Below are 26,706 nucleotides of genomic sequence, written 5' to 3'. Positions count from 1 at the left end.
CAACGGCAGGAGATGATGCCTTCGCTATGCCTAAGGAAGCCCAGGTCACCAGTGCGGACGTCGCGGTCGCCGCGGGCGTCTCGCGCGCCACGGTGTCGTTCGTCCTGAACGACACGCCCTCTGCCCGGGTCAGCGACGCGACCCGGGAGCGCGTCCTGGCGGCCGCGCGGGAGCTGGGTTACGTGCCCCACGCGGCGGCACGCTCGCTGCGGGCCGGACGTAGTGACATCGTGCTGCTGCCGATCCCGGTGTTCGCGATCGGACGGCTGTTCAGCGACTGGCTCGGCGAATTGGAGGCCGCGTTCGGCTCGTTGGGCTATCGGCTGATGCTGATCGGGGACCATTCGGAAGATCCACTCGCCGCCGCGAGGTCGTGGGCGCAGTTGCGACCGGCGGCTGTGCTCGCGATCGCGGCGGGCCGGATGGTCGGCGAGGTGGCAGGCGTGCTGGCCCACGCCGGGATCCAGACCCTCACCGTGGCGGAAGCCCCGGTCGAGGGCGTGCTGACCTTCGTGCACGACCAGTCGCTGGTCGGCGTCACGGCGGTCGAACACCTGGTTGCCAGGGGGCGGCGTCGGATCGGGGTCGTGATGCCGGCCGAGCGGGGCCTGTCGGTGCTCGCCGAGGCCCGGCTGGTCGGCGCTCGGCGGGCCGCGGGCGCTGCCGAGATCGTGCCGCTTCCGATGCGGTACACCGACTCGGCGGCCGCCGCGCTGGCGGTGCTCGGTCGCGAGCTGGACCTCGACGCGGTGTTCGGCTTCAACGATGAGTACGCCGCCCTGTTGATCGCGGCCCTGGGTGACGCGGGTATCACAGTTCCTGATCGGATCGCGGTCGTCGGCGCGGACGACCTGGTGAGCAGCCAGGTCGTCCGGCCACGGCTGACGTCGATCCGATACGTGATGCCGCCTGCGAGCGTTTTCGCGGACGCGGTGGACCGCTTGATCCAGCGCGAAGAGATACCGGAGATTCCCCCGGTCCGATTCGAGCTGGTCCCGCGGGACTCATCCTGATACTTGGGGGCGTGGCGGCGGCTTACTCGAAGCGTGAACTGACCTGGTCGAGGACCTGTTCGACGCTGCCGACGATGGTGAGATCGCCGGACTCCTTGAGCCAGAGCTGTGTCCCGAGCCGAAGGCCCGCGAGGAAGGCCGGGGCCAGTACGCGGGGTGAGATGCTGCGGGGATGACGCAGGTCGGCGTCGTGGCCGCCGCGTTCCTTCCCGCGGTCACCCTGCGCACCACCGTCGACCTGGCCAAGGCCGACACCGACCCGGTGGCCGGTCGATGGCGCGCACGATCGCGGACGACTGAGTTTGCCGCGATGCGGGCGGTCGCGCAGAAACTCGGGATCACCACCACCGAGACCGTCCGTGAATGGGTCCGCCAAGCCCAGGTCGACGACGGCCAACGACCGGGCACGACCAGCGATGAGTTGGCGGAGCTCAAGCGGCTGCGGCGGGAGAACGCCGAACTACGGCGGCCCAACGAGATCCTGAAGGCCGCGTCGGCCTTCTTTGCGGCCGAGCTCGACCGCCGGCCATCGACGGATCCACCACATTCGGGCGAGGCATCCGACTCTTCGAGCGGCGGCGCGGACGCGCTCAAGTACGGTCGGCTGTCGCGAACGCGGCGTGATCGACGCCCAGGCGTCGGTCGTGCTCGCGCCGGGCTGGGGGCACCCGTCGAGGCGTGGATCAGCGAACGACGATCCGCGCCGAGGCAAGGTTCGGGATGCGACGGTAGGGGTCGCTCGTGTCGCCGTTCCGGTGCGAGGCGACGCGGGCGGTGGCGTAATAGGTGCCGGGGCGGGGATACGTGTGGACGGTCGTGACCTCGGCCGCCGTTTGCCCAGGTTCGAGGTCGTGGTGGAGCGGGAACTCGCCGGTGCCCTCGAAATCCCAATCGAGTGCGACGAGCGTGCCGGCGTTCGGCGGCACTTCCACGGTGGCGGTCAGGCGCACCGCGTCCCCGGCGGCGATTTCGGCCCGGATCGCGCCGTTCGCCGTCACCGCCACGACCGGCTGGATGCCGCCACGTTCCGCAGCGGCGGTCGGGAGGCTCACCTTGCCGTCGTGGTAGCCGTACCGGGTGCCGACCGGCTCGACGCCGTTCTCCACCCACGCGATGAGATCGACGAGGCTTTGCTCGATCACGGGCAAGTAGTCGATCAGCCAGGTCGTGGTCGCGCGATCCGGAGCCGATGGCGCGTACTGCGGCGGGACGTGCTCGGCGTTCTCGGTCCAGCGCAGCCGGAATTTCGTCGCCGCCCCCTCCGCCCCCTGGGCGCGACGGACGGCGGTTTCGTAAATCGTGCCCTGCGGCGGCCAGAGCGAAGCGTCGTGGGTGTGGTGCACCCAGAGCAGCTTGCCTTCGTACTGGCCCGAATAGGCGACGCCCATCAGCGGAGACATCGTCGGCACGGTGTGCTGCGGGTAGATCGGGACGCCATCGAGGCGGAGGAAGTCGAAGCTGGAGTCGTCCATCAGGTGGTGGCGGTAGTAGTAGCAGAAGGCCAGGAACTTCCGGTTGTCCAGCGCGACCTCGTCCCCGACGCGGACGCCGGTGAATCGCTGCAGGTTGGCTTCGGCCACACCGTCGCCCTGGAGCAGGCCACCCACGTGGCCGGTGCAGTAGAGCTGTCGTCCCGTCGCCTCGCCGGTGAGGATCGTGATCCCGACGCCGAGCCGGTATCCCGAGCCGGCCCCCTCGACCTCGATGGCGATCGGGAAGTCGGGCCCGGCGGCCGTCAGACCGGCCATCACCCGCATCCCGGCGAACTCTGGGCCGGCGTAAGCGCTGTCCTCCAGCAGGATTCTCGGCGTCACGATCCGGGTGACGGTGGCCCGGGTGTCGATGAGGTCGGCGGCGACTGCATCCGGCTGATCGTGCCCGACGTAGCCGGGCCGGTTCCAGAAGGCGGTGAAGTAGTCACTGTCCTGTTCGGCCAGCCGGTCGGCGATCGACGACCACAACCAGATCTGCCCCATCGGCGAGAAGATCATGAACTCGTCTCCGCGCGGATACCCCAGCCGGTAGAGGTTGGCCAGTTCCTCGCGCTGATGCGTGTCCAGCCCGGCGTAGGGATCGCCGCTGCCGCCGGGACGCATCGCGTCAATGACGCTGCCCATCTCCCGCCGGAGCAGGCGCTGGACGTTGAACATCGATGCGAACGCCATCACCTGGGCGCCTTTCATCAGCGCGGTGGTGCCGTGTTCGGCAATCTCACCACCGCCCATGAACGGCAGTGCCCCGTCGTACACGTCCGGGGCGTTCTCCAGGCACAACGGCGATCGACGCCCGCCGCCGCTGCCGCCCCAGACATACGCGTGGTGCGGGCGCCGCCCATAGACCTGCTCGGCCAGGTGCTTGGAGACGTGGGCGGCCTCGGCGTGCGACCGGTGCCCGTAGAGCGTGGGGTCGTCGCCGGCCCGGTGGTCGACGTCGTCGCCGATGTGGCCCGCGTTCGACTCGACCATGTAGCCGCCCAGCCGGGCCGTGAGTTCCAGCCCGCCCAGCAACTGGCCCATCGGGCCGCCGAACGCGTCCTCGTGGCCCGCGTGCGCGCCCTCCATTGGCTGGATTAATCGTCCATGATAGACGTCTTCGGTGGGGAAGTAGCACGTGAATCGGGTGTCGGTGTCGGCGAAGCCTCCGTGCACGCGGCGGTGCGGGATCGGCTTCTCCATCCACTCGTCCTGGTCGATGTAGGGCGGACCGAAGTACCCGTCCCGACCCTGGTACGTCTCGACGTTGAGCGCATCCGTCGTGTTCACGAGCGTCCTTTCCTCGATTCCGGAGACCGCAGGCGTCGGCTGAGGCGGAGCGACGGGACCGGAGACTTAGCGTCTGAAGGTCTTACTGACGCCGTGTCTGCGACATCGAGCGGTCGAAGCAGCGGAATAGCGATGTGACGGAGGACACGTTAGCCATCATTCTGACTTCGTGTATTCATTTCTGGGTCGGCAGACCGCAGCAAGATCACGAGCTTGCCGCGGGTGTGGCCGGATTCGCTGCGCCGGTGCGCCTCGGCCGCGTCGGGCAGCGCGAACGTCTGGGCGACGGGCAGCGTGAACTGCCCGGCGTCGTGCAGGGTGACGGCGAGGTCGAAGGCTTCCCAGTAGCGCCGCTCGGCGCCGGTGGTGAAACGGACGCCGAGAACGGCGGCCCCGGGGCCGTCGGCGACGGTGATCACCCGAGCGGCCTCGCCGGTGAGCGCGATCAGGTCGGGGAGTGCTCCGTGACCGGCGGCGTCCAGGGCTCGATCGACACGACGAGCGAGAGTACGCACCCGGTCGGCCAGCCCGTCACCGTAGGGGACCGGAGTGATCCCGAGACTGCGGACGAAACCCTGGTTGGCCTCGCTCGCGGTGCCGATGACGAACGCCCCACGGGCGAGCGCGAACTGCGCCGCGGACAGGCCGACGCCACCCGCCGCCCCGTTGACCACCAGGGTCTCGCCGGCGGAGACGGCCAGGAGGTCGACGGCGCGGAGTCCGGTCTCGACGGCAGAGGGGAGGGCGGCCGCGTCCGCCCAGGACAGCTCGGCGGGCTTGTGCGCGTAGGCGGCCATCACCGCGTACTCGGCCGAGGCGCCGGTCGCGGTGGAGCCGAAGACCTCGTCGCCAACCCGGACGTCCGCCACGTCGGCACCGACCTCGTCGACGATGCCCGCGGCGTCGAAACCGGGGATGTGGGGGAACACGATCTGGTGGAACGCTGCGGACGCACCGCTGCGGATCTTCCAGTCGACCGGGTTGACGCCGGCCGCACGCACGGCGATCCGGACCTGTCCGGGGCCTGCGTGCGGCTCCGGGGCGTCGGCGATGTGCAGTACGTCCGGTGGGCCGTACTGGTCGAACACGAGCGCACGCATGGGTCTCCTTCACTCGATGTCGGCGGACCGGGGCCGGCGACCGGAGTCGACCGTCGGCGAAACCTGGTCAGTCGAACATCAGGCCGCCGTCGATGAGCAGGCCGACGCCGGTGATGAAGGCGGCCTGGTCGGACAGCAGGTAGGCCACCGCCTGGGCGACCTCCTCCGGCGTGCCGAGGCGGCCGAGCGGAATCAGCTCGGCCCACTCGCGCTGGTTCTCCTCGGGGAAGGCCGCTAGGCCGGGCGTGAGGATGGTGCCCGGGCAGACCGCGTTGACGCGAATGTTGCGGCGGGCGTACTGCAGCGCCGCGTTCTTCGTCAGGCCGACGACGCCGTGCTTGGCGGCGGTGTACGCGGCCATGAACGGAGCGTTCTTCACCCCGGCGTTCGACGCCATGTTGACGATGCTGCCGTGGCCCGCGTCGACCATGACCGTCAGCTCGGCCCGCAGGCAGAGGAACGTTCCGCGCAGGTCGATGCCCATCACCTGGTCCCAGGTCTCGATCGGCATCTCGTGCAGGTCGCCCGGCTGGTGACCGATACCGGCGTTGTTCACCGCGAGGTCGAGGCCGCCGAGGTACTCCACCGAGCGGGCGATCAACTCGTCGACGCTGTCGGCGTTCGAGACGTCCGCCTGCACGAAGGTCGCCGCACCGCCGGCGGCACGAATCGTCTCGACGGTCTGCTCCCCGCCGTCCTCGCTCACGTCCGAGACGACAACCTTCGCGCCGAGCGACGCCAGGTGGATCGCCGTCGCCTGACCGATGCCGGCACCTGCGCCGGTCACCACTACACCCGCACCGTCGAATGTCATGGCGTTCTCTTTCTCGAGAGTCGACGGACGGACCGTCGGCGTATCTCGGATCCGTCGACTGGCGGGTCCGTCCGTCCCCGATCGTCGGCCCCGCGTCGCCGGAGAACGCTCCTGAGCTGCGGGTATCCATTTATGCGACCGTTTCGGTGACGTTAATCGACGATAACCCCGTCTCGCCGCTTTATGCAACCGGCCCGGTGACGTATATCCTCGGCCCATGACGGCGCACCCGGGCAGCGGATCGCGTGGACGCCCGCGCGACCTCGCGGTGGACGATCGCATCGTCCGGGCTGCGGTGGAGGAGCTGGCCGAGGCGGGAGTCGCGACGTTCAGCCTGAACTCGGTCGCGGTGCGAGCGCGGGTGGCCAAGCGCAGCATCTACAGCCGCTGGCCGGACCGCGACGACCTGATCATGGCCGGTCTCGCGTCGCTCTCCGTCGGCATGGCCCCGCCCCGCACCGGCACGCTCGACGGCGACCTGGCGATGCTGTTCGACCAGATCGCGGACGTGCTCGCCGAACCGCGCCGGTCCGTGCTGGCGCGCTGCGCGGCCGAACTCTCCGCCTATCCCGAGCTGTATGCCGTGTTCAAGCGGGACGTGATCGACCAGAGCATGGCGGTGATCGAGGACGCCTTGGTCGACGCCCGCGCGCGGGGCGAGATTCGGTCGGACGACTCGCTCGCCTTGGTCGCCGAGGTCTTCGTCAGCGCGATCTTCGGCCGGAGCACGTACGCGCCGCATACTCAGCCCGGTGGCGTCTCGGAGATGAAAAGCGGGCTGATCGCCCTGACACTGCACACGCTCACCGTTCGCGGTTAGGACGTTAGGCCGCGTTCCAGAATCGGGAGATCCGCTCGGCGTTCGCGGATCCGACGACCCGGCCGGCCCGGGCAGCCGGTCCGCGCGTCGTCGGCGACAGCGGGTTCGGGCCGAACGCCGCCGCGGAGTCCGCGTCGGCGTGGACGACCTGGACCTGAGCCGGCTTCAGCTGGTTGATCTCCTCGTCGAGGCTGCCCCACGGCGCCGGCGTTCCGGGCAGTGAAGGACTGAGGATGAGGATCCGGTCCTGTCCGGTGGCGAGATCGGTATTGGTGGCCGACGGAATACCGCCGTCGTAGTAGCGGCGGCCGTTGATGGTCACCGGGGGCCACACGCCCGGGACCGCGCAGCTCGCGGCCACCGCGTCGACGAGTCCGACGCCCGAGTCGCGTGTGAAGACGGTCATCTCGCCGGTCTCCGCGTCGATGGCCGGGATGAGCAGCGCTCGATCGGCCCAGGTGGCGACGGGCAGCCGTGCGGCGATGGCGGTTCGCCGCACGCTCTCCTCGACAGTCTCGGTGGCGAGGGCGAGTGTCCCCACGCGCTGCCGCAGGTCGGTAAGGGAGGTGGCCGCGGTCGTGGCGGCGATGAAGCGGGCCATCAGGTCGGCGAGGTCGAGATCCACCTCGATCTCCGCGGACGCCTCGTTCAGCTGCGCGGCGTAGAGCTCCGCGAGGGAGGTGCCGCCGGCGATCTGCGCGGCGACGGTCGCGCCCGCGGACGTGCCGAGCAGGAGATCCGCGGCGAGCAGCTGGTCCGCCAGCTTCGGATCGGTCTCCTGGATGCCGTGGAGAACTCCGAGTTCCCAGGCGATACCGGCGACACCGCCACCGGCCAGAACGAGGGCGCGCTTCATGGGGGTTTCCCTTCGTACACCGATTGACTTCAGCGTCAGACGACCGGGTCGTTCGCTGGCCGGCTAGAGCCTAGTTCATTCCCTCAGACGGGATAAATAGGGGTTTGTCCGAGTGGCTGTACCGATTGAGTCTGCAAACGGGGATGTTAACGAAAGCGTCAAGTCGCGGTAGCGTGCGGTGAAGCGCGTCACATCGACGAGGAGGCGCCATGCCGTTGCAGGATCACCACCAGATCGTTTCGGTGGACGACCATCTGATCGAGCACCCGCGAGTCTGGCAGGACCGCTTACCCGCGGCGTATCGCGAGCGCGGACCGCAGATCATCGAGGCCGACGGGAATCACGTCTGGCTCTATGACGGCGTGGTGTTCCCGACCATCGGCCTCAACGCGGTGGCGGGCAAACCCCCGGAGCAGTGGGGCATGGACCCGGTGCGGTACGAGGACATGATTCCCGGCTGCTACGACCCGGCGGCCCGCGTCAAGGACATGGACCTCGACGGTATCCAGGCCGCGATGTGTTTCCCTTCGTTCCCCGGCTTCGGCGGGGGAGTATTCCAGCGTGCGCAGGACAAGGACCTCGCGTTGCTGTGCGTCCAGGCCTGGAACGACTTCCACATCCAGGAGTGGTGCGCGACCGCGCCCGATCGGTTGATCCCGCTGGCGATCGTGCCGACCTGGGACGCCGAGCTGGCCGCCGCCGAGATCCGTCGCACCGCGGCGATGGGCGCGCGCACGGTGTCCTTCCCGGACAGCCCGGTGCCGCTCGGCCTGCCGAGCTTCCACAACGCGCACTGGGAGCCGGTCTGGGAGGCGTGCGAAGAGACCGGCACGGTTCTCTCGCTGCACTTCGGCTCCGGATCCTTCGTTCCGGGCTTCTCCTTCGCGGCGACCCGCGCGATCCCCGGCGAGATGGTGATGCCGGACGCGCCGTTCGCGGTCGCGATCACGATCTTCTCCACCACTCTGATGTGGAGCGCGACCGATCTGATGTTCTCCGGAGTGCTGCAGCGCCACCCGAAGCTCCAGTTCTCGCTGGCGGAGGGCGGCATCGGATGGATTCCGTACATCCTCGAGCGAGCCGACTTCGTGTGGGAGCGCCACCGCTACTACCAGTCGATCGACTTCGATACGCGGCCCTCGGACCTGTTCCGCAAGCACTTCTGGGGCTGCTTCATCGATGACGAGTTCGGCGTGCGCAACCGCCACGACGTCGGTATCGACCGGATCATGCTCGAGATCGACTATCCGCACTCGGACTCCAACTGGCCCAACAGCCGCAAGCGGGCAGCCGAGGTGCTGGCCGAGGTCCCCGACGACGAGGTCACCAAGATCACCGAGACCAACGCGCGGACCATGCTCCGCTTCCCCCGGTAGTGGCGGTTCGCACCGCGGTCGTCTGCGTGGAGTGCCAGGACGGAGTGCTCGGCGAGCACTCCGTCCTGCCGGCGCTCGGGTCCGACGCCGCTCCACTGGTGAAGAACATCGTGCGCTTGGCCGACGGGGCGCGCGCGGCGGGAATCCGGGTCGTTCACGCCACGTTCGGCGGTCTGCTCGGCGCACCGACCGGCACGGCCCCGATCTGGCGACGGTTGGCACCGGCGACCGCCGACTGGGCACCGGGTCACCCCGCGGTGGCCGTGGTGCCCGAGCTGAGTCACGCCGACGATCTGGTGTTACCCCGCAGGCACGGGCTCTCTCCGACGTGGCGGACCGAGCTGCTTCCGGTGCTGCGCGGCCTCGATATCGACACGATCGTCCTGACCGGCGTCTCACTGAACCTGGCGCTGCCGATGGCCGCCGCGGAGGCCTGCCACGACGGTTTCACGGTCGTCGTGCCGCGGGACGCGGTCGCCGGGACCCCCGCCGCCTACGGGGAGGCCGTCCTGGCCAATACGATGCGCATGCTCGCCCGGATCACCACGACGGACGAGCTGCTCGACGACTGGCGCTAGCTGAACCGGGTGGTCGACCGGGGCTTCCCCGGCCGACCACCTGACACCGCATCAGGCCCTGCGAGCGGCGGCGGAGGGTGGCGCGTCCGGATAGAAACTGCTCGCCCAGCGACGCAACCGACGGAAGCCGGCCCCCTCGGACGTCGCCAGCGCCGGCGGGTCGAGGTAGATCTGGTGATTCCAGATCTCGAGATCCTGGGGGAGTGCGCGTTTGATCTCCTCCAGCCGCCGGGTCCGGTCGGCCGACCGCTGTCCCGGGGCGTCCTCCAGCCAGTAGGTGCCGAACACCTCGGTCGACTCGTCGTCGACGGGCGTGGTCGCGATCAGGACCACGCGTCAGCCGTCCGGCGTGTGCTCCGCGTTGTATGCGAAACCGATCCCGACCCAGTGGATAGTGATCGTGCTGCGACGGTCGCCCGGCCGGTCGACGCCGTCGGCCCACCGGCGTCCGAACCCCGCCACCGAGTGCCAGGTCGTCTCGGTGACCTCCTCGCGCAGGATCACGGGGCTACGGCCGGTTCCGTGCACGAATTGGAAGTGGTGCACGTCAACGGCGTTCTCGACGACGAACTGAGGGTGTACCCGCATGCCCGGATAGTGCGAGACGCCGTCCGGGAGCGCCGGCTGGAGCGTCAACCCGGTCAGGTCCGGCGAGACGTCGGTGGTCAGATCGGGTACCTCGAAGTACGGCGCTCGGCCCTGGGCGTCGTGCCACAGGAATAGCACCTCGTCGCGTTCGACCACGGGCCAGGAACGGATACGGCGGGCTCGGTTCGGCCGGTCTTGATACGGGATGGCGACGTTGCGACCGTCGGAGTTCCAGGTCCAGCCATGGAACGGGCATTGGATGCCCCGCTCGGTGACGCGTCCGCCGTGGGCGAGGTTCGCGCCGAGGTGCTGGCAGTAGGCGTCCAGAACACGGACGACACCTCGCCCGTCGCGCCACGCCACGAGGTCCTGGCCGAAGTAACGCAGTGGGATGACGCCGGACGGGGGCACGGTCGAGGACCAGCCGATCTGGAACCAGCCGGTCGGCCGCATGCTCAAGGTAGTCCGCATTGTCGACCCTCCGGGGAGGGCATAGCCCTCGATTGACGTGTCTGTCATAGATAGTTATCACTGTTCGGAAGGCAGGTCGCTTCGCTATGACCCCACCAATTGACACTATCGTCAGACACGCTTAGCGTGAAGCGTACTCAGTCGATTGCAGCCGGAGGGCAGCCCCCCGTGACCCAGTTCACCGACGCGCCGATCTTCGACGCGGACCAGCACATGTACGAGACTCCGGACGCGTTGACCCGCTACCTGCCGGAGAAGTACCGGCGGGCAGTGCAGTTCGTCCAGGTCGGCGGGCGCACCCGGATCGCGATCCTGGGTCGGATCACCGAGTACATCCCCAACCCGACGTTCGACCGGGTCGCTGCGCCGGGGGCGTACGAGAAGTTCTTCTCCGGGCAGAACACCGAGGGCAAGTCGCTGCGCGAACTGGGTGGCAAGGGCATCGACGCGATCCCGGCGTTCCGTGGCCCGGAGCCGCGGATCGCGGTGATGGACGAGCAGGGCGTCGACGAGGCTCTGTGCTACCCGACGCTGGCCAACCTCGTCGAGCACTCGGCGGCCGAGGACCCGGAACTGGTCGTGTCGATGATCCACGCGCTCAACCGCTGGATGCTGGAGACCTGGGGATACACGTACGAGAACCGGCTCTACATGACGCCGGTGATCAGCTGCGCGCTGGTGGACGACGCGCGCCGCGAATTGCAGTACGTGCTGGAGAACGGCGCGAAGGCGGTGCTGATCAAGCCCGCGCCGGTCAAGGGCCTCAAGGGCTGGCGCTCGCCGGCGCTCCCGGAGTTCGACTCGTTCTGGGCCGACGTCGAGGCGGCCGGCATCCCGGTCGTACTGCACGCCAGCCAGCCCCCGTTGGACAGCTACATCAACCAGTGGGAGCCGCCGGAGACGAATAACTTCACCGAGATGAGCGCGTTCCGCTGGGTGGCGCTCGGTCACCGGGAGATCGCCGACATGCTCACCAGCCTGATCTGCCACGGCACGCTGACCCGGTTCCCGAAGCTGCGGATCGCCAGCGTGGAGAACGGCAGTTCCTGGATCAAGCCGCTCTTCGACGAACTGGAGGCGACCTACGGCAAGATGCCGCAGGCCTTCCTCGAACACCCCGTGGACGTGTTCCGGCGGAACGTCTGGGTCAGCCCGTTCTGGGAGGGCTCGGTGGAGGACGTCGTGCAGACGGTCGGCTGGGACCGCGTGCTGTTCGGGTCGGACTACCCGCACCCGGAGGGCCTCACGGAACCTCGCGGCTACTACCGCTATGCCGAGGGCATGAGCGAGAAGCGCACCCGTGACTTCATGGGCGACAACGCCCGCCGGTTGATGGGCCTGCCGGTGCGTAATCCGGCCGAGGTTCCAGTCCTCGCCTAGCGTTGACGATTGTGTCAAGTCGGCCCTAGGGTCACCGTGCCGGCTTCCGACGCCGGCACCACACCGAAGTGACCAACGGAGGTCGCGTGCTCCCCTACGCCCGACCGGCGCAGCGACTGCTGCCCGTCCCGACCACGGAGTCCCGCGCCTTCTGGACCGGCGGCGAGCGAGGACACCTGCTCATCCACCGCTGCCGGTCCTGCGGACGGTGGTTCCACCCGCCGGCGCCGGCCTGCTTCCGCTGCCGGAGTCTCGACGTGGGGCCGGAGCCGGTATCCGGCCGTGGACGAATCGCTGCGTTCACCGTCAACCGGCAGCCGTGGATTCCCACGCTCCCGCCGCCGTACCTGATCGCGATGGTCGAGATCGCCGAGGAGCCGGATGTCCGGCTGACGAGCAACGTGGTGGATCTGCCGCTCGAGGACGCGGCGGTCGGGCTGGAGGTCGCGGTGTTCTTCGAGCAGTGGGACGACGTCTGGCTTCCCCTCTTCCGTCCGGCCGGGAGCGGACGGTGAGCCGCGGCGGCCCGTTCGAGGGTCGGGCGGTACTCACCGGGGCGGGCAAGTCACAGGTCGGGCGCCGGCTCGGGCGGACCGGCCTGGAGCTGACGATCGAGGCGGCGCTGCGTGCGATCGCGGATGCCGGACTGACTCCGGACGACATCGACGGGGTGGCCAGTTATCCGGGGCCGGGAGTGCCCGACCGGGGCTTCTCCGGCGCGTCGGTGCACGAGCTGCGCAACGCACTCGGTCTGCGCAGCCGCTGGTACCTGAGCAGCACGGAGACCGCCGCGCAGATCGGCCCGGCGATCGAGGCGTGCATGGCGGTGGCGCTCGGCCTCGCCGACCACGTGCTGGTGTTCCGCTCGGTCTGGGAGTCCACCGCCCAGGCGACCGGTGGTCGGGCCTCGGTGTTGCTCGGCGACGGGCAACAGCTCCCGGCGCACCTGGAGTGGACCGGTCCGTTCGGCGCGGTGTCGGCGGCCAACTGGCTGGCGATGCCCGCTCAGCGCTACATGCACGATTTCGGCCTGACCCGGGAGCAGCTCGGCTGGATCGCGCTCAACGCCCGGCGCAACGCGGGCGTGAACCCGGACGCGGTCTACCGGGCGCCCATGACGATGGACGAGTACCTGGCCGCCCGGATGATCTCCGAGCCGCTCTGTCTCTACGACTGCGACGTGCCGTGCGACGGTGCGACCGCGGTCATCGTGTCCCGGCGGGAGGCCGCAGCCGGGCTGCGCCGTGACCCGCTCACGGTGGAGTCGGTCGGCACCGGCATGTTCGAGCGAGCGACCTGGGACCAGCGGACCGACCTCACCACGATGGCCGCACACGACGCCGCGGCGACGCTGTGGGAGCGGACGACCCTCCGGCCGGGCGACGTCGACGTGGCTCAGCTCTACGACGGTTTCAGCTTCCTCACCGTGATGTGGCTGGAGGCGCTCGGCTTCTGCGAACGGGGCAAGGTCGGCGCGTTCGTGGAGGGCGGAGAGCGGATCGCGCTCGACGGTTCGCTGCCGCTGAACACCAGCGGGGGCCAGCTGTCCGGTGGCCGTCTGCACGGCATGGGATTCCTGCACGAGGCGTGCGTTCAGCTGTGGCAGGAGGGCGGAGAACGCCAGGCCGGTAGCCCGAGCGTCGCCGCGGTCGGCGTCGGTGGGGGACCGGTGGCCGGCGCGATGCTGCTCAGCCGCGACTAGGAGCGAGCGTGGAGATCTTCCGGAGCATCGCCGAGCTGGAGAAGGCGCTCGGCCGGGAACTCGGCCCGACCGACTGGTTCCCGGTAGAGCAGCCCCGAGTGGACGGGTTCGCCGACGTCACCGAGGACCACCAGTGGATCCACGTCGACCCGGAGCGGGGCGCCGCCGGCCCATTCGGCGCAACCGTCGCGCACGGCTTCCTCACCGTCTCCCTGATCCCGTACTTCGCCGCACGGCTGCGCCGGATCGAGGGTGCGCGAATGGGCGTCAACTACGGGCTCAACCGGGTCCGGTTTCCGGCGCCGGTACGCGTCGGCAGCCGGGTCCGGGCCCGCTGCACGATGACCGAGCTCGAACGGGTCGACGCGACCACGGTGCAGCTGGTGCTGCACACGGTGATCGAGGTCGACGGCGAACGCAAACCGGCCTGCGTCGCCGACCTGGTCAGCCGGTACTACTTCCCCGCCGACGCCGGCTGAGACCGCGTCGTTCCCTGGAGGTCGACGATGATTGCCGACAACGCTCCCTGGTTGCTGACCGCGTCCACGTTCGCCGATCTGATCGACGCCCGGGCCGACGCCACTCCGGACGCCCCGCTGCTGATCGAGGCCGACGGCACGACCGTGACCTGCGCGCAGTTCGCGGACCGATCACGACGGGTCGCAGCCGCGCTGTCCGCCGAGGGCATCGGGCCGGGCACCCGGGTGGCCTGGCAACTGCCGACCCGGACCAGCACGCTGCTGGTGATGGCCGCGCTCCGTCGCCTCGGCGCGGTCCAGGCACCGATCATTCCGCTGTACCGGGAGCGCGAGGTGTCGGCGGCACTGGCGGGGAGTGGCGCCGAGGTGTTCCTCGTCCCGGGGATCTGGCGGGGAACGGACTACGTCGAGCTGGCGGCACGCGTCGCCGCGGCCGGAGGCCCGTCACCCCGGACGGTGGTGATCGACGCCAGTGCGCCGGAAGCAGCGCCGGTCGGCCTGGCGGCGCAGCCGGCGGATCCGGATCAGGTGGCCTGGATCTACTTCACCTCCGGGTCGACCGGCGCGCCGAAGGGCGCCCAGCACACCGACGCGACCCTGCTCTCGACCGGGCTCGGGTTCGCCGGCCACGGGGAACTCGGGCGGACCGACGGTGAGGTGGCCGCGATCGGCTTCCCGGTCGCGCACGTCGGCGGCGTCGAGTACCTGATCGCGATGCTCGCCGGTGGGTTCCCGGCGCTGCTCCTGGAGGCGTTCGTCCCGGCCGAGGCGGTCCCGCTGTTCCGGCGGTACGGCGTCACCACCACCGGGGGCGCGCCGCCGTTCTACAGCGCGCTGGTCGCGGTGGCGCGGGCGAATCCGGGAGAGCCGGTGCTGCCGACCCTGCGGACGCTCAAGGGCGGCGGCGCGCCGTGCTCCCCGGCGCTCTTCGGCGAGGTCCGGGACGTGTTGGACGCAGTGCTCGCGCACGACTACGGGATGACCGAGGTACCGATGATCGCCGTCGCCCGGCCCAGCGATCCACCGGACGTGCTGGCCGCGACCGACGGCCGGGTGCTGCCGGGCAACACCGTCCGGCTGGTCGACGCCGACGGAACGCCGGTCGCGCCGGGACAGATCGGTGAGGTGCAGGTCAGCGGTGCCGGGGTCTGCCGCGGCTACACCGACCCGGCGGAGACCGCGGCCGCGTTCACCGACGACGGGTGGTTCCGGACCGGCGACCTCGGACGATTCCACCCGGACGGGCCGATCGAAGTCGTCGGCCGGGTCAAGGACCTGATCATCCGCAACGCCGAGAACATCGCCCCGCAGGAGATCGAGCAGCTGCTCGCCTCCCACCCGGCCGTAGCCGAGGTCGCGGTGATCGGCGTGCCCGACGCCGTGCGCGGCGAACGCGTCTGCGCGGTGGTCGCCCCGCCCGCGGGCCACCCCGACCCCGACCTGGCGACGCTCAACGCCTGGCTGCTGGACGCGGGGCTGATGAAGCAGAAGCTGCCCGAGCAGCTCGAGGTCGTCGACGCGTTGCCGCGTACCGGCCTGGCCAAGGTTGCCAAGTCCGAGCTCCGCCGCCGCTACGCCACGTCCGGCCCGGTCTGACGCCGAGCGGTACGGCCCCCGTCCGGGGCCGTACCGTCTCAGTCGGTCGTTGTGCTGGTCAGCGTGCCGAGGATCGTGGTCGCCAGCGTCCGCACCATGTCGTTCTCGTCCACCGGCAGCCTCTGGCCCCGGCAGAAGTACCACGCACGGTCGAGCATCGCGTTGACGGTCAGCCCGAGTGCCTCCGGGGCGTCGGTGGGCACGACCTGCCGGCCGCGCAGGCTCATCCCGATCATCCAGGCGACGCGCATCTGCAGGCGGGCCGTGCTGTTCCGGAACTCCTCGTCGTCGGGAGCTGACTGCGCCGAGGAGAAGATGAACGCGCCGTGGACGTCCATGAAATCGAAGTACTGCCGGACCCAGGCTGACACCTCCGCGACGCCGCACGGCTGCGGGAGCCGCTCCAGCTCACCGACCACGAGCAGGATGTCGCGGAAGGTCTGCTCGCCGAGGACGGTGAACACCTCCCGCTTGTCCCGGAAGTACGTGTAGAACCCGGCGCGGGAGATGCCGCACGCGTCGGTGATGTTGTTGATCCGGGTCCCGGCGTAACCCTTGTCGAGGAAAAGCTTGCGGGTCGCCTCGAGGATCGCGGTGCGGGTCCGGGCGGCTCGTTCGCCGAGCGCCGCGTCGTCGGCCGTGAGGACGCCGCCGCCGAGGGCAGTCTCCTCGGCGGCGGTTCCCGGGATGTCGTCGGACAGTTGCGCGTCGATGGTGCCCTCCACGGCGGCTGACCTGGACCGCCTGTGCAGGCAGTGTTCCTCTCCCGGCGGCGACGGCGAGCGAGATTCTTATTCGACGCCGGATTGACGACTATGTCAAGTTAACGGGCTCACGTGGTGGCGTTCGCCGCCTTCATCGCGGCGATCTGCTCCCAGTCGTACCCGAGCTCCAGCAGGATCTCCTCGGTGTGCTGCCCGTGTTCCGGTGCGGGCGTCAGCGTCGGAGACTGCTCGTCGAACTGGACCGGATTGGCCGCCAGTGCGAACGTCGCACCGTTCCCGTTCGTCACCTGCGGCAGGTACCCGTTCGCGACCACCTGCGGATCGTCGTGGAGCTCCGGTGCCGTCCGGAACACGTCCCAGACGCCCTCGAAGTCGGCGAGAGCCTTCTCCCAGTGCGCGAGCGGCTGCGCGCCGAACGTCGCTCGCAGCTCGGCGACGCAGGCCCCCCGGTTCGCGAACCGGACCCGCGCGTCGGCGAAGCGCTCGTCGTCGATGAGGTCCGCACGGCCGAGCCGCTGGCAGACGTCTGCCCAGAACCGGTCGGCCTGCAGCACGACCAGCGCGAGGTACCGGTCGTCGCTGGTCCGGTAGATGCTGGCCAGGGGATTGGGCATCTCGGCCAGGTCGTACTTCGGGATCGCCGCGCCGGTGATGCCGGCCCCGACGATGTCCGGGGCGAGCTGCCAGACCGCCGCGCCGAGCAGCGACACGTCGACGATCGAGGTCTCACCGGTGCGCTGCCGCCGGTAGAGGGCGGCCGCGATGCCGCCGGCGATCGCGAAGCCGGCGTAGACGTCGCCGAACGCCGGTCGCTGGATCGGCGGATAGCCGCCCTCACGCGCGATGAACGAGTCGCCGAGGCCACCGCGCGCCCAGTACGCGGCCAGGTCGAAACCGCCGCGGTCGGCCTGCGCGCCGCGGGCGCCGTACCCATGCCCGCGGGCGTAGATGATGTCCGGGTTGTGGGCGCGGATATCGTTGACGTCCACACCGGACCGCTCGCGCGAGCCCGGTAAGAGGTTCGTGATGAACACGTCGGACTGCGCGGCGAGCTTGTAGAGCACCTCGCGCCCCGGCTCGGAACCGATGTCCAGCCCGAGGCTCCGCTTGCCCCGGTTGGGCTGCTCGATGAAGTGGTTGACGCCGTCGGCGCCGGTGACCATCCCGGAGCTGATCAGGCCACGCTGGGGGTCGCCGGTCACCGGGTGCTCGATCTTGATCACGTCCGCGCCCCAGTCGGCGAGTACCGCGCCCGCCGAGGGAACGAACGTCCAGGCGGCGAGTTCGATAACCCGCACGCCCTCCAGGATCGTCTGCTTCATGCCGTCTCCGCCTCTCTGCGACCGACGTCTGAACCGACGGGTTGCTCCGGTCGATTGGCGGTTCAGCCTAGGGATGGGCCTTGAACTTGACAATAGTGTCGACCGGGCGGTCCGAGCGGGCGGTTGACTCCATACGATGCTGCTGGCTAACGTTCTGACAGTTTCGTCAAGTCGATCGGAGAGGTATGCACTCTGCAGTAGCCCACCCATCCGGTCGGCGACGATCTGACGTCCGTGACGACGATCTGGCCGCACTCCGGCGAGAGGTCCGTGCGTTCCTGAGCGCGGCCTCGTTCACGCCGCGCTGCGACAACTGGATGCGCGGCGTCGATTCGGGCTTCACGGCCGCGGTGGCCGCTCAGGGCTGGATCGGAATGACGTGGCCGCAGGAGTACGGCGGTGGCGGGCGTTCAAACGTGGCCCGGCTCGCGGTGACCGAGGAACTGCTCCGGGCCGGTGCCCCGGTCGGGGCGCACTGGACCGCCGACCGGCAGATCGGTCCGGTGATCCTCCGCCACGGCACCGAGCGATTGCGGCGGGAGTTCCTGCCGGCGATCTGCCGCGGTGAGGTCCTCGTCTGCCTCGGCCTCAGCGAGACCGAGGCCGGTTCCGATCTCGCGGCGGTCCGCACCCGCGCGGTGCCCGCGCCGGGTGGGTGGTCGATCAGCGGCGCCAAGACCTGGACCACCTCGGCTCACCTGGCCACTCACGCGTACGTGCTGGCCCGGACCGGACCGGCCGACCCCCGCCACGAGGGGCTGACCGAGTTCCTGGTCGACATGGACACGCCGGGGATCACCGTCCGGCCGATCCTGGACCTCGTCGGCGAACACCACTTCAACGAGGTGTTCCTCGACGAGGTATTCGTGCCCGAGCATCGGGTGCTGGGAACGGTCGGCGCCGGATGGAAACAGGTGACCGAGCAGCTCGCGTTCGAACGCGGCGGCCCGGAGCGGTATCTGAGCACCTATCCGCTGCTGGCCGCACTCGTCGACGCCGTCCGCAGGCACCCCGACCGGGCCGCCGTCGAGCGGCTCGGAGCGTTGACCGGCCGGCTGGCCGGGCTCCGTGCGCTGTCCACCGCGCTGGCCGCGGCGATCGACGTCGGTGCGGCCCCCACCCGGGAGGCCGCGGCTCTCAAGGTCCTCGGTGCGCAGTTCGAGAAGGACGTCGTCGAGGAGGGCCGGTACGTGCTCGACGTGACCGGTGGGCTCGAGGACGCGACGGCCGCCGCCCTGCTGGTCGACGCCGTCACCGCGGTCCCCGCCGGCTCAGTCCGCGGCGGAGCGTCCGACGTGCTCCGGACCGTGCTCGGCCGCGCCGAATCCACCGGAGGTACCCGATGACTCCCTACCGCGCCGAGGTACGACAGGTGGTGGACGACGTCCTCGCACCGCATTTCGGCAGCGGCACGCCGCCGGAGACGCTCTGGACGACCGTCAGCGGACTCGGCTGGCCGTTCGTGGGGGTCCCCGAATCGGCCGGCGGCTCCGGCGGTGACCTCGCCGACGGCGCCGAGATCGCCGCCGGTGTGGGACGTCACGCGTGCGCGCTGCCCCTTGTCCGCACCGGCCTCGCCGGGTGGACGCTGGCGCGACTCGGCCGTCCGATCGACGTCGTCCGGGACGGCGTAGCGATGGCGGTAGCCGGTCGCGGCCGGCTCACCGTCCGCCCGGCGTCACACGGCTGGGAACTCTCCGGTGCGGTGCCGGCCGTCTCCTGGCTGCCGGGCGCACCGTTGCTCGTGGTCGCCACGGTCGAGGTGGACGCCGCGCCGTGGACCGCGGTGACGCTGCTGGACGCCGACCGGGTGCGTGCGTCGGTGGCGGGCGGCGCGGACCTCGCCGGAGCACCGCGCGGTCGCCTGTCGTTCGACCGCGTGTCGGTGACCGACCTGATGCTCGGGCCGGCCGACCTCCTTCGTGCCGTGGCCGACCGTGGCGCGATATTGCGGGCGGCCGCGATCGGCGGTGCGCTCGAGCGGGCGTGCATGCTGCTCACCGAACACGTCGCCGTCCGGCACCAGTTCGGCCGGCCGCTGCGAGCCTTCCAGTCCGTGGCGCACCGGACCGCCGATGCCCTCCTCGAACGGGACCTGGCACTGGCCGCGGTCGCTTCGGCGATCGCGACCGCGGACGGCCCCAGCGTCGCGGCCCGCTCGGCGACCGCTGCGGCGGCCCGCGCGGTGACGGCCCGGGCCGCAGGCGTCGTCGCGGAGATCGCCCACCAGCTGCACGGCGCGATCGGCATCACTCAGGAGCACCCCCTCCACCTCGTCACCCGCCGGTTGTGGGCGTGGCGGGACGAGGACGGAAGCCAGCGCCACTGGGAGCGGCGTCTCGGCAGTGCGACCTTGCGGGGCGAGGACGACGTCGCGCTCTGGGCACTGACCACGACGGGAGCGCAGCTGTGACCGACGGTGCGCTGGCCGGCCGCACCGCCCTGGTCACCGGCGCCAGCCGGGGCATCGGCGCGGCGATCGCCCGCCGCTTCGCCGCGGAGGGCGCGGCGGTGACGATCCTGGCCACGACCTCCGAGCCGAAGCCCCGGATCGCCGGCACCGTCCACACCGTCGCGACGGAGATCCGCACGGCAGGCGGTCGGGCGCTCGCGGTGGCCGGTGACCTCCGCTCCGACGCGGACGTCGAACGGGCGGTGGAGCAGACCGTGACGACATTCGGCGGCCTCGATCTGGTGGTGAACAACGCCGCCGCGTTCGACACCACACCGACCCGGCGGATCACGATGCGGCGCTACGACCTACTGCACGCGGTCAACGCCCGCGGCAGCTTCCTGGTCAGCCGGGCGGCCCTCCCGCATCTGGAGAAGTCCCCGGCCGCGCACATCCTGTCGATCTCACCGCCGCTCACGCTCGACCCGCGGTGGACCGGCGCGCACCTGGCTTACACCGCCTCGAAATACGCGGTGAGCCTGATGACGCTCGGCCTCGCGGCGGAGCTGGCCGACGCCGGTATCGCGGCGAACTCGCTCTGGCCGAGCACGGCCGTGGCCACCGAGGGCATCCGGGCGATCCTCGGCGAGGAGACAGCGAGTCTGCGGGCCCGCCGGGTCGACGTGATGGCCGACGCGGCTCTGGCGATCGTCCGCCGCGATCCGCGGCGATACACCGGACAGCTGGTCACCGACGAGGACGTACTCCGTGCCGAGGGCGTGGACCTGTCCCGGTACCTCCTGGGTCCGGACGAGCGCGCGTTGCAACCGAGCTTCTTCCTGCCCGCTGCGGCAACCGGGACAGCGAAGGTCGCCCCGTGAGCGTTCTGACCGATACGCGGGCGGTGCTGGCGCACGCCGCGCTGCACTGCAACCTCAACACCGTCGACCTACCGGCAGCCGAGGCCTTCTACACCGAGGCCCTCGGCCTGCTGGCCCGGATGCGCTCGGTGAGCACCAGCACCGACGCCACACCGATGGGGCTCGGCACCGACACCGCCAGCACGACCGTCTTCCTCTACGACCACCGCGGACCGCGGGCTGCCCCGGCGCTGGAGCTGGTCGGCTGGGAACGGCCGGCCACGGCGATGGCCGGCCCGGTCGAGCGGGGGTTCGTCGCGCTCGGGTTCCGCGTCGACGCGCTCCCGGCCACCGTGGCCCGCCTGCAAGCCCTCGGCCACACCGCCGAGGAGATCGCGCCGGTGCGGGTACAGGGCGTCGCCCGGTCGGCCGTGCGCCTCGTCGACCCGGACGGCGTTCCCGTCGAGGTCGTGGCGATCCCCGCCGGGGGAACCAGTGACACGGACGGCGCCGCCCTCGCGTACACCCGCCTCGCCTGCGCCGACCTGGAACGCACGATCCGGTGGTATCGGGGCGTCGGCTTCGAGGTCCGGGCGCGGGCCCGCGCCACCGCGGCGCTGGTGCTGCCGGAGGATCCGACGTTCTCGCTGGAGCTGACCGAGCGGCCCGCGCCGACCGGGACCGCACGGGCGGCCAACTCCCAGGGCCTCTATCGACTCGCGCTCGCCGTCGAAGACGTGACCGCGGCTCACGCGCTGCTCGCGGCGCGCGGTGCGGTGCCGGATCCGGTGTTCATCCCGATGCCGGACACGCCGACCGGCGGTTTCACGGTCCTGTTCCTGGCTGACCCGGACGGGACGGTCGTCGAGTTCGTCGAGCGTCCACGATCCGCGGTACGACGTCCGGCGTCGCCGGTATGAGCGGGCTCACCGCGGAGCAGCGCGAGCTGCGAACCGTCGTCCGCGGGTTACTGGAGAAGGAGTCGCCGGAGGCGACGGTCCGCGCCGTGATGGCGACCGACACCGGGTTCGACCCGGAGCTCCTGGCCGGCCTGGCCGGGATGGGACTTCCCGGCCTCGCCGTCCCGGAGGAGCAGGGAGGGGCGGGCGCCGGCTGGGTGGAGCAGGGCGTGGTCTTCGAAGAACTCGGACGAGCCCTGGCCTGCGTGCCCTATCTCTCGACCGTCGGGTTGGCGATACCCGCGCTCCTGGCTGCCGGTGACCGGTCGGCGATCGATCGGTGGTTGCCGGGGCTGGCGTCCGGTGAGCGGACCGCGACCGTCGCGCTGCCCGAGCAGGCGGCGCGGTGGACCACCGGCGGTGAAGCGCTCACCGCGACCGGCGCGGGACCGGAGTGGGAGGTCACCGGCGTCGCCGCGCACGTCCTCGACGGAGCGACCGCCCACCTGCTCCTGGTGGTAGCCGTGACCGACGGCGGGCCGACGCTGTTCGCGGTCGACCCCGCCCACCCCGGCGTGCAGCGGACCGCGACCACCACGTCCGACCACACCCGCCGGTTCGCGCACCTGGAGTTCCGGGGAGCCCCCGCGGTACCGGTGGGAACGGTCGGCGCCGCCGGCGGCGTAGTCGGCCTAGCGCTCGCACACGGCCGGGTGGCACTCGCCTGCGAACAGGTCGGCGGCGCGGCCCGGGTGCTGGAGCTCGCGGTCGAGCACGCGCGGACCCGGGTCCAGTTCGCCCGGCCGATCGGATCGTTCCAGGCGGTCAAGCACCGCTGTGCGGACATGCTCGTCGCGGTCGAGACGGCTCGCTCGGCGGCGTGGGCCGCTGTCCGCGCGGTCGGGACGGAAGAGCTGCACCTCGTGTCCGCGGTGGCGGCGGCGGTCTGCGCGGACGCGTACACCACCTGCGCGTCGGGTTTCGTCCAGATCGCCGGCGGCCTCGGTTACACCTGGGAGCACTCGGCCCACCTGTACGTGAAGCGGTCCCGGGGCTCTGCGGTCCTCTTCGGCACCCCCCATCAGCATCGTCGGCTCGTCGCCGACCTCGCGTCGATCCGGGAAGGACGTTCCTGATGACTGACCAGGTACCCCTCGCTGAGGGCCTCTTCACCTGGCCCTCCGAGGACCCCGCGCTGCTCGGCGGCCTGGCCTCGGACGGCACGCTGGTCTTTCCGTACCGTCCGTACAAGCTGGTCGGTGGCGTCCGCGAGGAGCTGGAGAAGGTCGAACTCCCGCGCCGGGGAACGCTGTGGACGTTCACCACCCAGCGCTTCCGGCCACCGTCCCCGCCCTACGCCGGAGACGACGACGCGGACTCCTTCGAGCCGTTCGCGGTGGGTTACGTCGAACTACCCGGTGCGCTGCGGGTGGAGGCCCGGCTGACCGAGCCGGACCCGGCCAAGCTGCGGATCGGCCAGGAGATGGAACTGCGGATCGTGCCGTTCGGCACCGATGCCACCGGCAACCAGACCGTTCTCTACGCGTTCGCCCCGGTCGAGGAGGCATCTGATGGCACCGAGTGACGTCGCGATCATCGGCGTCGGGCTGCACCCGTTCGGCCGCTACCCCGGCAAGTCCGCCTTACAGATGGGCGAGGACGCGGTCGTCGAAGCTCTCGGAGACGCCGGGATCGAGTGGTCGGCGATCCAGGCCCTCTACGCGGGCAGCATGGAGGTGAAGAACCCGGAGGCGATCGTCGGGCTGCTGGGGCTCACCGGAGTGCCCGGCCGCGCGGTGTTCACCGGCTGCGCGACCGGTGCGACGTCGCTGGCGATGGCCGCCAACGCGATCCGGCTGGGCGACGCCGACGTCGCGATCGCGATCGGCCTGGACAAACACCCGCGTGGCGCGTTCTCCGACCATCCGTCGGTCTCCGGCCTGCCGGACTGGTACGGCGAGGCCGGGCTGTTCCTCACCACCCACTTCTTCGGCATGAAGGCCAACCGGTACCTGCACGACCACGGCATCCCGGTCGAAACGCTGGCGCAGGTCGCGGCCAAGGCGTTCGGCAACGGCGCGCGGAACCCGAACGCGTGGCGACGCAAGCCGATCTCGGTGGAGGAGGTGCTGGCCTCCCCGGTGCTCAACTACCCGCTGACCCAGTACATGTACTGCGGGCCGGACGAAGGGGCGGCCGCGGCGATCCTGTGCCGCGCCGAGGATGCCCACCGCTACACCGCCCAGCCGGTCTATCTGCGGGCAAGCACGCTACGCTCCCGCCGGGAGGGCGCGTTCGAACTGCTCACCCCGTCCCTGCCGCTCACGGCCGCGCCCAGCGTCACCGTGGATGCCTCGCGGGAGGCGTACGAGCAAGCCGGTCTCGGCCCCGAGGACGTCGACGTGATCCAACTGCAGGACACCGACGCTGGATCCGAGGTCATCCACATGGCCGAGAACGGCTTCTGTGCGGACGGAGAGCAGGTCGCGCTCGTGGCGGCCGGCGAGACCGAGATCGGTGGGCGCCTGCCGATCAACACCGACGGCGGCCTGCTGGCCAACGGCGAACCGGTCGGCGCGTCCGGGCTGCGGCAGATCTACGAGCTGGTCAACCAATTACGGGGACGTGCCGGCGACCGGCAGGTGCCGGGCGCCCGGGTCGGGTACGCCCAGCTCTACGGCGCACCGGGCACTGCCGCTGTCACGATCCTGTCCACATGAGTTTCCGGGACGACGTCCGGGCGTGGCTGGCGACCACGCCGCGCCCGGACGGCCTGCACGACTACGGGCCGACCCCCACGGTCGACGACGTTCCCGCCGGACGGGCCTGGCAGCGGATCCTCGCCGACGCCGGGTACGCCTGCCTGCACTGGCCGGCCCGCTGGGGTGGCCGGGATGCCACGGTGGCCGAGCAAGCGGCGTTCGCCGAGGAGACGGCGCGGGCCGGCGTCCCCCGGCAGTTGAACATCGTCGGCCCCGACCTCGTCGGCCCGGTGCTGATGACCTACGGGACGGCCGCGCAGCAGGAGCGGTATCTGCCCCCGATCCGGACCGGCGACGACCTCTGGTGTCAGCTGTTCAGCGAACCGGACGCCGGGTCCGATCTCGCCGCCGTGCGCACGCGGGCCGTGCGCGTGGACGACGGCTGGGTGGTCGACGGGCAGAAGGTCTGGACGAGCGGCGGCGCGGACGCGGAGTACGGGCTGCTACTGGCTCGCACCGGCGGTCCGGGCTACGCGGGTCTGTCGGTGTTCGTGGTGCCCATGACCGCGCCGGGCGTGATCGTCCGTCCGCTGCTCCAGATGGACGGCGAGAGCAAGTTCAACGAGGTGTTCCTCACCGGTGTGGCGCTGCCTGCGGAGGCGCTGGTCGGCGTCGAGGGCGGCGGCTGGGCGGTCGCTACGGCCACGCTCGGGCGGGAACGTCTGTCGCTGGGGGCCAACGCGGTCTCGATGTTCCGGGCACTGGACGACCTGGTCGACGCGGCCGCCGTGCGGGGCCGGTTCGACGAGCACCTGCGCGACCGGGTCACCGATCTCTGGATCCGGGTGTGGTTGCTGCGCGCCACCTGGGAGCGCGCGATCGCCGAGGGCGCCGAGCCGGGCGCCCCCGCGTTCTCGGTGCTCAAGCTGCTCAGCTCGGAGACCCAGCGGGACATCGGCGACGCCGGGATCGAGGCGCTCGGGCTGGACGCGCTGTGGTCGGAGGACGAGGAGCCGCTCGTCCACCGGATGCTGGTCGGGCACGCGCAGACGATCCTCGGCGGGACCAGCGAGATCCAGCGCAACATCGTGGCCGAACGGATCCTCGGGCTTCCGCGCGACCCTTACCGGCCATGACGAGGTTGGGGCGCCTGCTGCGGCCAGGCATGCGGGTCGCGATCGGAGACGGCCTGGGCGCGCCACGCTCGGCGTCCCGGGAGCTCTCGGTGGCGGCCCGGGAAGTCGGCGACATCCGGTTGCTGCTCGGCTGGGTGCCGGTCGCCGACCCGGAGCTGGATCTGACCGCGTTCGCCGACGTGCGGACGGTGATGTCGGGGTGGGGGTTGCGGCGTCCGATCGAGGCAGGGCTGGTGCACGCGGTCCCGGCACGGCTCTCGGCGGTACCCGCACTACTGGCCGGGCCGCTCCGGCCGGACGTGCTGCTCGCGACCGTCGTACCGCGGTCCGACGGCGGGTACGGCTTCCGGAGCGAGGTGTCCTGGCAGCCGGCGGCGGTGGACGCCGGGGCACTGGTCGCCGGAGTGGTGGCGCCGCCGTTCCCCCGTGCGGACGCCGGACCGCCGCTGCCGTCCGACCGTCTGGTGCTGGTGGGGGAGTCCTCGGACCCGCCGCTGACGCTCGCGACGGCGTCGCCCGGCCCCGAGCACCGCGCGATCGCCGAACGCGTGGCCGGGCTGCTGCCGCCCGGCGCCCGGCTCCAGGTCGGCCCGGGAGCGCTGGGCCTCGCCGTGCTGGACGCCGTCCGCACGCCCGTCCGGGTCGAGTCCGGTCTGCTGCCCGACGCCGTGGTCGGTCTCGACCGGCGCGGGCTGCTCCTCGCACCGCCGATCGCGACCTACCTCGCTGGCGGCGCGGAGCTGTTCGAGTGGGCCGATGGCAAGCCGTTGCTGCACCGCATTGAGCACACCCACGACCTCGGTCGGCTGTCGTCCGGTGATCCGTTCGTCGCGGTCAACACCGCCCTCGAGCTCGACGCCCAGGGTCAGGTCAACGTCGAAGCGGTGCCCGGCGCCGCGATCGGTGGCATCGGGGGCCACCCGGACTACGCGGCCGCCGCCACCCGCTCCGTCGGCGGGCTCAGCATCGTGGCGGTGTCCCGGCGTAGTGCGTTCGTGTCCGCGCTCTCGGGCCCGGTGAGCACGCAGGGGCACGACGTCGACGTGGTGGTCACCGAGGACGGCGTCGCGGACCTGCGCGGTCTCGACCGGGTCGAGCGTGCCGCCGCAATCGCCGCCCTGCGGTAGGTAGGCCG

Annotated in this window: 24 protein-coding genes and 2 pseudogenes; 19 read left to right on the top strand and 7 right to left on the bottom strand. The window is 70.9% G+C overall.

What is annotated here, in order from left to right; genetic code table 11:
* Window positions 1-26 precede the first annotated feature (26 nt).
* Together BUB75_RS13530 and BUB75_RS47635 are read left to right on the top strand one after the other, a co-directional pair.
* Entirely contained in the window at window positions 27-1,013 is a 987-nt protein-coding gene (locus BUB75_RS13530; protein ID WP_073256693.1) for a LacI family DNA-binding transcriptional regulator, read from the top strand.
* 238 nt (window positions 1,014-1,251) lie between these two features.
* Window positions 1,252-1,535: pseudogene (locus BUB75_RS47635) on the top strand (transposase); the annotation flags it as partial.
* A gap of 161 nt (window positions 1,536-1,696) precedes the next feature.
* On the opposite strand, the gene BUB75_RS13520 reads toward BUB75_RS47635, so the two are convergent.
* From BUB75_RS13520 to BUB75_RS13510, 3 genes are all read right to left on the bottom strand, one after another.
* Window positions 1,697-3,775 (bottom strand): tannase/feruloyl esterase family alpha/beta hydrolase, encoded by a 2,079-nt coding sequence (locus BUB75_RS13520; RefSeq protein ID WP_073256687.1) that lies wholly within the window; start codon window positions 3,773-3,775, stop codon window positions 1,697-1,699.
* 149 nt (window positions 3,776-3,924) lie between these two features.
* Window positions 3,925-4,875, bottom strand: coding sequence for an NADP-dependent oxidoreductase (locus BUB75_RS13515; protein WP_073256684.1), 951 nt, complete (start codon window positions 4,873-4,875; stop codon window positions 3,925-3,927).
* 67 nt (window positions 4,876-4,942) lie between these two features.
* On the bottom strand, window positions 4,943-5,689 hold the full coding sequence (locus tag BUB75_RS13510) for an SDR family NAD(P)-dependent oxidoreductase (protein ID WP_073256681.1): 747 nt from the start codon (window positions 5,687-5,689) through the stop codon (window positions 4,943-4,945).
* Window positions 5,690-5,906: 217 nt separating this feature from the next.
* On the opposite strand from BUB75_RS13510, the gene BUB75_RS13505 reads away from it, so the two are divergent.
* Window positions 5,907-6,509, top strand: coding sequence for a TetR/AcrR family transcriptional regulator (locus tag BUB75_RS13505; RefSeq protein ID WP_084740976.1), 603 nt, complete (start codon window positions 5,907-5,909; stop codon window positions 6,507-6,509).
* A gap of 4 nt (window positions 6,510-6,513) precedes the next feature.
* On the opposite strand, the gene BUB75_RS13500 is transcribed toward BUB75_RS13505, so the two are convergent.
* Window positions 6,514-7,365, bottom strand: a complete 852-nt coding sequence (locus tag BUB75_RS13500) for a patatin-like phospholipase family protein (RefSeq protein ID WP_073256678.1) — start codon at window positions 7,363-7,365, stop codon at window positions 6,514-6,516.
* A 209-nt stretch (window positions 7,366-7,574) separates the two neighbouring features.
* Between BUB75_RS13500 and BUB75_RS13495 the strand changes: the two genes are divergently transcribed.
* A complete protein-coding gene (locus BUB75_RS13495) occupies window positions 7,575-8,741 on the top strand; it encodes an amidohydrolase family protein (protein WP_073256675.1) in 1,167 nt (388 codons plus the stop codon).
* On the top strand, window positions 8,741-9,319 hold the full coding sequence (locus BUB75_RS13490) for a cysteine hydrolase family protein (protein WP_073256672.1): 579 nt from the start codon (window positions 8,741-8,743) through the stop codon (window positions 9,317-9,319). Before BUB75_RS13495 ends, BUB75_RS13490 begins: the two co-directional genes overlap by 1 nt.
* Before the next feature lie 51 nt (window positions 9,320-9,370).
* Here the strand turns inward: BUB75_RS13490 and BUB75_RS13485 are convergent.
* A pseudogene (locus BUB75_RS13485) lies at window positions 9,371-10,360 on the bottom strand (Rieske 2Fe-2S domain-containing protein).
* A gap of 186 nt (window positions 10,361-10,546) precedes the next feature.
* Between BUB75_RS13485 and BUB75_RS13480 the strand changes: the two are divergent.
* The 5 genes from BUB75_RS13480 (at window position 10,547) to BUB75_RS13460 (ending at window position 15,535) form a co-directional block, all read left to right on the top strand.
* Window positions 10,547-11,758, top strand: coding sequence for an amidohydrolase family protein (locus BUB75_RS13480; protein ID WP_073256670.1), 1,212 nt, complete (start codon window positions 10,547-10,549; stop codon window positions 11,756-11,758).
* 86 nt (window positions 11,759-11,844) lie between these two features.
* On the top strand, window positions 11,845-12,273 hold the full coding sequence (locus BUB75_RS13475) for a Zn-ribbon domain-containing OB-fold protein (RefSeq protein ID WP_073256668.1): 429 nt from the start codon (window positions 11,845-11,847) through the stop codon (window positions 12,271-12,273).
* Window positions 12,270-13,460: a thiolase family protein gene (locus tag BUB75_RS13470; protein ID WP_073256665.1), complete on the top strand. Its 1,191-nt coding sequence runs from the start codon at window positions 12,270-12,272 to the stop codon at window positions 13,458-13,460. The genes BUB75_RS13475 and BUB75_RS13470 overlap by 4 nt, the downstream gene beginning before the upstream one ends.
* Window positions 13,461-13,468: 8 nt before the next feature.
* Window positions 13,469-13,939: a MaoC family dehydratase gene (locus BUB75_RS13465; RefSeq protein ID WP_073256663.1), complete on the top strand. Its 471-nt coding sequence runs from the start codon at window positions 13,469-13,471 to the stop codon at window positions 13,937-13,939.
* Between the two features lie 27 nt (window positions 13,940-13,966).
* Window positions 13,967-15,535, top strand: a complete 1,569-nt coding sequence (locus tag BUB75_RS13460) for a class I adenylate-forming enzyme family protein (RefSeq protein ID WP_073256660.1) — start codon at window positions 13,967-13,969, stop codon at window positions 15,533-15,535.
* Between the two features lie 38 nt (window positions 15,536-15,573).
* On the opposite strand, the gene BUB75_RS13455 is transcribed toward BUB75_RS13460, so the two are convergent.
* Together BUB75_RS13455 and BUB75_RS13450 are read right to left on the bottom strand one after the other, a co-directional pair.
* Window positions 15,574-16,260: a TetR/AcrR family transcriptional regulator gene (locus BUB75_RS13455; protein ID WP_218617482.1), complete on the bottom strand. Its 687-nt coding sequence runs from the start codon at window positions 16,258-16,260 to the stop codon at window positions 15,574-15,576.
* Between the two features lie 107 nt (window positions 16,261-16,367).
* Window positions 16,368-17,582: a CaiB/BaiF CoA transferase family protein gene (locus tag BUB75_RS13450; protein ID WP_073256657.1), complete on the bottom strand. Its 1,215-nt coding sequence runs from the start codon at window positions 17,580-17,582 to the stop codon at window positions 16,368-16,370.
* A 185-nt stretch (window positions 17,583-17,767) separates the two neighbouring features.
* On the opposite strand from BUB75_RS13450, the gene BUB75_RS13445 reads away from it, so the two are divergent.
* From BUB75_RS13445 to BUB75_RS13405, 9 genes are read left to right on the top strand one after another with little or no spacing between them, the layout of a single operon-like run.
* Complete coding sequence (locus BUB75_RS13445; RefSeq protein WP_084740973.1) at window positions 17,768-18,928, top strand: acyl-CoA dehydrogenase family protein; 1,161 nt, start codon at window positions 17,768-17,770, stop codon at window positions 18,926-18,928.
* Window positions 18,925-19,995, top strand: coding sequence for an acyl-CoA dehydrogenase family protein (locus BUB75_RS13440; RefSeq protein WP_073256654.1), 1,071 nt, complete (start codon window positions 18,925-18,927; stop codon window positions 19,993-19,995). Before BUB75_RS13445 ends, BUB75_RS13440 begins: the two co-directional genes overlap by 4 nt.
* Window positions 19,992-20,855 carry an SDR family oxidoreductase gene (locus tag BUB75_RS13435; RefSeq protein ID WP_073256651.1) on the top strand — a complete coding sequence of 288 codons (864 nt, stop codon included), beginning with the start codon at window positions 19,992-19,994 and terminating at the stop codon, window positions 20,853-20,855. The genes BUB75_RS13440 and BUB75_RS13435 overlap by 4 nt, the downstream gene beginning before the upstream one ends.
* Entirely contained in the window at window positions 20,852-21,754 is a 903-nt protein-coding gene (locus tag BUB75_RS13430; RefSeq protein ID WP_073256648.1) for a VOC family protein, read from the top strand. The genes BUB75_RS13435 and BUB75_RS13430 overlap by 4 nt, the downstream gene beginning before the upstream one ends.
* A complete protein-coding gene (locus BUB75_RS13425; RefSeq protein ID WP_073256645.1) occupies window positions 21,751-22,869 on the top strand; it encodes an acyl-CoA dehydrogenase family protein in 1,119 nt (372 codons plus the stop codon). Before BUB75_RS13430 ends, BUB75_RS13425 begins: the two co-directional genes overlap by 4 nt.
* Window positions 22,869-23,318, top strand: a complete 450-nt coding sequence (locus BUB75_RS13420; protein WP_073256642.1) for a Zn-ribbon domain-containing OB-fold protein — start codon at window positions 22,869-22,871, stop codon at window positions 23,316-23,318. Before BUB75_RS13425 ends, BUB75_RS13420 begins: the two co-directional genes overlap by 1 nt.
* The gene (locus tag BUB75_RS13415; protein WP_073256639.1) at window positions 23,305-24,453 is read left to right on the top strand and encodes a thiolase family protein; all 1,149 of its coding nucleotides are present in this window, start codon (window positions 23,305-23,307) and stop codon (window positions 24,451-24,453) included. Before BUB75_RS13420 ends, BUB75_RS13415 begins: the two co-directional genes overlap by 14 nt.
* Window positions 24,450-25,571 (top strand): acyl-CoA dehydrogenase family protein, encoded by a 1,122-nt coding sequence (locus BUB75_RS13410; RefSeq protein WP_073256636.1) that lies wholly within the window; start codon window positions 24,450-24,452, stop codon window positions 25,569-25,571. Before BUB75_RS13415 ends, BUB75_RS13410 begins: the two co-directional genes overlap by 4 nt.
* Complete coding sequence (locus BUB75_RS13405) at window positions 25,568-26,698, top strand: acetyl-CoA hydrolase/transferase C-terminal domain-containing protein (protein ID WP_073256634.1); 1,131 nt, start codon at window positions 25,568-25,570, stop codon at window positions 26,696-26,698. The genes BUB75_RS13410 and BUB75_RS13405 overlap by 4 nt, the downstream gene beginning before the upstream one ends.
* Window positions 26,699-26,706: the final 8 nt, after the last annotated feature.

The sequence above is a fragment of the Cryptosporangium aurantiacum genome (assembly GCF_900143005.1).
Taxonomy (GTDB): domain Bacteria; phylum Actinomycetota; class Actinomycetes; order Mycobacteriales; family Cryptosporangiaceae; genus Cryptosporangium; species Cryptosporangium aurantiacum.
This window is presented reverse-complemented; position numbering and strand designations above follow the sequence as displayed.

Bases quoted from the DNA above. Each gene is read 5' to 3' on its own strand.
- BUB75_RS13530 (WP_073256693.1), top strand. From the start codon at position 27: ATGCCTAAGGAAGCCCAGGTCACCAGTGCGGACGTCGCGGTCGCCGCG.
- BUB75_RS13515 (WP_073256684.1), bottom strand. From the start codon at position 4,875: ATGCGTGCGCTCGTGTTCGACCAGTACGGCCCACCGGACGTACTGCAC.
- BUB75_RS13510 (WP_073256681.1), bottom strand. From the start codon at position 5,689: ATGACATTCGACGGTGCGGGTGTAGTGGTGACCGGCGCAGGTGCCGGC.
- BUB75_RS13505 (WP_084740976.1), top strand. From the start codon at position 5,907: ATGACGGCGCACCCGGGCAGCGGATCGCGTGGACGCCCGCGCGACCTC.
- BUB75_RS13500 (WP_073256678.1), bottom strand. From the start codon at position 7,365: ATGAAGCGCGCCCTCGTTCTGGCCGGTGGCGGTGTCGCCGGTATCGCC.
- BUB75_RS13495 (WP_073256675.1), top strand. From the start codon at position 7,575: ATGCCGTTGCAGGATCACCACCAGATCGTTTCGGTGGACGACCATCTG.
- BUB75_RS13460 (WP_073256660.1), top strand. From the start codon at position 13,967: ATGATTGCCGACAACGCTCCCTGGTTGCTGACCGCGTCCACGTTCGCC.
- BUB75_RS13450 (WP_073256657.1), bottom strand. From the start codon at position 17,582: ATGAAGCAGACGATCCTGGAGGGCGTGCGGGTTATCGAACTCGCCGCC.
- BUB75_RS13445 (WP_084740973.1), top strand. From the start codon at position 17,768: ATGCACTCTGCAGTAGCCCACCCATCCGGTCGGCGACGATCTGACGTC.
- BUB75_RS13440 (WP_073256654.1), top strand. From the start codon at position 18,925: ATGACTCCCTACCGCGCCGAGGTACGACAGGTGGTGGACGACGTCCTC.
- BUB75_RS13425 (WP_073256645.1), top strand. From the start codon at position 21,751: ATGAGCGGGCTCACCGCGGAGCAGCGCGAGCTGCGAACCGTCGTCCGC.
- BUB75_RS13420 (WP_073256642.1), top strand. From the start codon at position 22,869: ATGACTGACCAGGTACCCCTCGCTGAGGGCCTCTTCACCTGGCCCTCC.
- BUB75_RS13415 (WP_073256639.1), top strand. From the start codon at position 23,305: ATGGCACCGAGTGACGTCGCGATCATCGGCGTCGGGCTGCACCCGTTC.
- BUB75_RS13410 (WP_073256636.1), top strand. From the start codon at position 24,450: ATGAGTTTCCGGGACGACGTCCGGGCGTGGCTGGCGACCACGCCGCGC.
- BUB75_RS13405 (WP_073256634.1), top strand. From the start codon at position 25,568: ATGACGAGGTTGGGGCGCCTGCTGCGGCCAGGCATGCGGGTCGCGATC.